This is a genomic window from Arthrobacter sp. GCM10027362 (assembly GCF_042679445.1).
In the GTDB taxonomy this organism is placed as follows: Bacteria; Actinomycetota; Actinomycetes; order Actinomycetales; family Micrococcaceae; genus Crystallibacter.
Map to the genome: position 1 here is coordinate 1 of NZ_JBHTML010000279.1, position 3658 is coordinate 3658.

General features: G+C 68.2%; 4 protein-coding genes. 2 read left to right on the top strand and 2 right to left on the bottom strand.

Features of this window, described 5'->3' with window-relative positions; all coding sequences use genetic code 11:
- Together ACFQ36_RS21465 and ACFQ36_RS21470 are read right to left on the bottom strand one after the other, a co-directional pair.
- The coding region (locus ACFQ36_RS21465; protein ID WP_377017377.1) for a M56 family metallopeptidase at positions 1-759 on the bottom strand (759 nt) is incomplete at its 3' end.
- Between the two features lie 7 nt (positions 760-766).
- A complete protein-coding gene (locus tag ACFQ36_RS21470; RefSeq protein WP_377017379.1) occupies positions 767-1153 on the bottom strand; it encodes a BlaI/MecI/CopY family transcriptional regulator in 387 nt (128 codons plus the stop codon).
- 160 nt (positions 1154-1313) lie between these two features.
- Here ACFQ36_RS21470 and ACFQ36_RS21475 point away from each other — a divergent pair, with 160 nt between their 5' ends.
- Together ACFQ36_RS21475 and cydB are read left to right on the top strand one after the other, a co-directional pair.
- A complete protein-coding gene (locus tag ACFQ36_RS21475) occupies positions 1314-2924 on the top strand; it encodes a cytochrome ubiquinol oxidase subunit I (RefSeq protein WP_377017381.1) in 1611 nt (536 codons plus the stop codon).
- A 29-nt stretch (positions 2925-2953) separates the two neighbouring features.
- A partial coding sequence (gene cydB, locus ACFQ36_RS21480) for a cytochrome d ubiquinol oxidase subunit II (protein WP_377017383.1) occupies positions 2954-3658 on the top strand: 705 nt, incomplete at its 3' end.

Below are 3658 nucleotides of genomic sequence, written 5' to 3' on the forward strand. Positions count from 1 at the left end.
TGGGGGCCGCTCGCCGGAGCCGACGACGGCGATGGCCCGGATCAGGGTCTCGCGCCGGGCGCTGTCCAGGGCGGCGTCGTCGGCCAGCATCTCGGTCAGTTCGTTCACTGCGCGCTGGGCCAGCTGCGAGGTGGGCAGCCAGGGCAGCGCGGTGCGCCAGGCGGCAAACGCCAGCAGCAGCAGGTCGTGGCGCTGGGCCAGGTGCGCCCGCTCGTGCGCGATGACCGCGTCCAGTTCCTCGGGTGAGAGCAGTTCGAGCAGCCCCTCGGACAGCACCGTCACCGAGCCCTCGCCACCGGGGAGGCAGTAGGCCACCGGTGCCGGGTGGCTGATGACCAGCGTGGCGGGTGAATGCGCCGAGGGGGAGCTGAGCAGTTTGAGCAGGTCCCGGTGCCGGTTGCGCTGCTTGCGGATGCGCAGGTAGGTCAGCAGCAGGGTGAACACCAGATGGACGGTGAGCAGCAGGGCCGCACTGAGCGCGAAAATGTGGACCGGGTCCAGGCCGCGTCCGGCCGACCGGCCGAACAGCAGCGCGGCCATGCCGCGCAAGCCCGCCAGCAGGTTGTCCCCGAGCGGCTCCAGCCCCCAGGTCAGCATGGCGCCGATCATCGACAACCCGCCGGCGAGGGCGATGGCCTGCCAGAGCACCAGCGCGGCCACCGGGGCGCGCGCGGTCCACCGGGCCTTCGACAGCAGGACCGGCACCGGCCAGGCCAGAATGACCGCCAGGGCGGCCAGGAGGTAGGAGGCCCAGAACATCCTGGAACTAGCCGGCGAGGATCTTGCGCAGTGTTTCGGCTTCCTGCTCGGTGACGGTGCCAATGAAGCGGGCCAGCACGGCCTCGCGGTCCGGGGCGGAGCCGAGGACCTCGTGCATGAGCTCGACGGTGTGCTCCTCGCGGCTGGTCACGGCGCGGTAGCGGTGCGGGCGGATCTCCCGCTCGCGCTGGACCAGGCCCTTCTTCTCCAGCCGGGAGAGCACCGTGAGCACGGTGGTGACCGCCAGCTCCTTGCCGTCGGTGGAACTGCCGCTCCGGGCCAGCCGGTCGCGCAGGGTGTTCGCCGTGATGGCGGCGTCCTCCGGATCGGCGGTGTCGATCTGGCTCCACAACAGGTCCATGACTGCGCGCTCCAGTTCGCCAAGAGTGGCCATGTCTTTCCTCCGTTACCCCAGGTGCTGTTTGCGTGGCTCTGGTATCCAATTTACAGCCTCCGGGGAAATTGTTCTACAGTACGTAGAAGCACTGTTTCTACGATGTGTAGAAGATTGGTCGGCTGCCCGGGGCCGGGTGGCCCGTCTGAAGGGCAGTTCCGTGGAAGCTCTCGAAATCGCCCGGTGGCAGTTCGGCATCACCACCGTGTACCACTTCCTGATGGTGCCGCTGACCATCGGCCTGGGGATCGTGGTCGCGCCGCTGCAGACCGCCTGGTTCGTCACCGGCCGCGAACAGTACCTGCGCATGACCAAGTTCTGGGGCAAGCTGTTCCTGATCAACTTCATCATGGGCGTGGCCACCGGCCTGGTCCAGGAATTCCAGTTCGGCATGGCCTGGAGCGAGTACAGCCGCTTCGTGGGGGACGTCTTCGGCGCGCCGCTGGCGATGGAGTCCCTGCTGGCGTTCTTCACCGAATCCATCTTCCTGGGATTGTGGATCTTCGGCTGGCAGCGGCTGCCGAAGATCGTGCACCTGCTGAGCATCTGGGCCGCCACCCTGGCCTCCATCGGCTCGGCCTATTTCATTCTCGCGGCCAACTCGTGGATGCAGCACCCGGTGGGCGTGGAAATGGTGGACGGGCGTCCGGTCATGGTGGACATCTGGGCCGTGCTGACGAACAACACCCTGCTGGTCGCCTTCCCGCACACCATCTTCGGTGCCTTTTCGGTGGCCGGCGGCTTCCTGCTCGGCATTGCCTGGTACCACCTGTGGAAGCGCCGCCGGGACGGCATCGACACCGTCGACGCCGCCGGCAAGGTGGTCGTGGGCTCGAACCCGGCCATCGGCCGGGACGCAGCCGACCACAAGGTCTGGCTGCAGTCGCTGCGGATCGGCGCCGTCGTCGCCCTCGTTTCCTTCGCCGGCGTCTCCCTGACCGGGGACCTGCAGGCGAAGCTGATGTTCCAGCAGCAGCCGATGAAGATGGCGGCGGCCGAGGCGGCCTGCCACGACGGCACCGGCTTCTCGGTGCTCTCGGTGGGCGATCTTGGCTCCAAGGACTGTGGCGATGTGGTCGCCGTCATGGAACTGCCGGGCCTGCTCTCCTTCCTGGCCAACGGCGACTTCAACACCGAGGTCAAGGGCGTGAACACCCTGATTCCGGAGTACGAGCAAAAGTTCGGAACCGCCCTGCCCGACGATCCGGTCTACGGCGAGCGCGCCGGCCAGCCCATCGAATACGTGCCGGTCATGGAGGTGACCTACTGGGGATTCCGTCTCATGATCACCTTCGGCATGCTCGCGGCCGCCGCCGCGGCCGTGGCCCTCTGGCTGGTCCGCAAGGGCACCGTGCCCGAATCCAGGTGGCTGATGCGCCTAGCGGTGCTGGGCATCCTGGCCCCGTTCGGCGCGAACTCGGCCGGCTGGATCTTCACCGAAATGGGCCGGCAGCCGTTCGTGGTCGCGCCGAATCCGGATCCGAACGGCATCGACGACGTGTTCATGTTCACCGCCGCGGCGGTCTCGCCGGGGGTCTCGCTGGGCGAACTGGTCTTCTCGGTCAGTGCGTTCACCCTCGTCTACCTGTCGCTGCTGGTGGTGGAGGTGAGGCTGCTGGCCACCTACTGCCGCGGCGGCGTGCCGGCGGCAATGCCGGAGCTGCTGCCCGCGCACGATGGCGGCCGGGACAACGGCAAGGACGGCGACGGCGCGGGCCATGGCGGCCCCGGCAGCAAGGACGGCGACGATGTGCTCGCCTTCGCGTACTGAGCCCGGCCCGGACCGATTGGAGAACTGACGTGGAATCCCTGCCCACCCTGTGGTTTGTCATCATCGGGTTTTTCTTCACCGGCTACCTCTTCCTGGAGGGTTTCGACCTGGGGGTCGGGATGCTGATGAAGCTGTTTGCCCGCAATGACACCGAGCGGCGCGTGCTGCTGAACACCGTCGGCCCGGTGTGGGACGGCAACGAGGTCTGGCTGATCACCGCCGGAGCGATGATCTTCGCAGCCTTCCCGCACTGGTACGCCTCGCTCTTCGCCGGCCTGTACCTGCCGCTGGTGCTGGTGCTGCTGGCGCTGATCTTCCGCGCCGTCGGCTTCGAATACCGCGGCAAGGTCCATTCGGACCGCTGGCGCAACGGCTGGGACTGGGCCATCGCCCTCGGCTCGCTGGTCTCGGCCTTCGGGGTCGGCGCCATGCTGGCGCTGACCACCACCGGGCTGCCGCTGGACGCCAACGGCGACCGGGTGGGTGGTCCGTTCGCGTGGCTGAACGGTTACGCGGTGCTCGGCGGGCTGGCGGTGGTCGGCTTCTGCCTGGTCCATGCGCTGGCGTTCCTGATGCTCAAGACCGACGGCGAGGTTCGCTACCGGGCGCGGCAGGCACTGCGCCGCTGGCTGCCGGCGGGCCTGGTGCCGCTGGCGGCCTGGGCCTTCCTGGTGGTCCTGTCCAACGGCAGGCCCGCCACCTGGGCCCGGTTGAAGAGATTCACCGCCATGCCG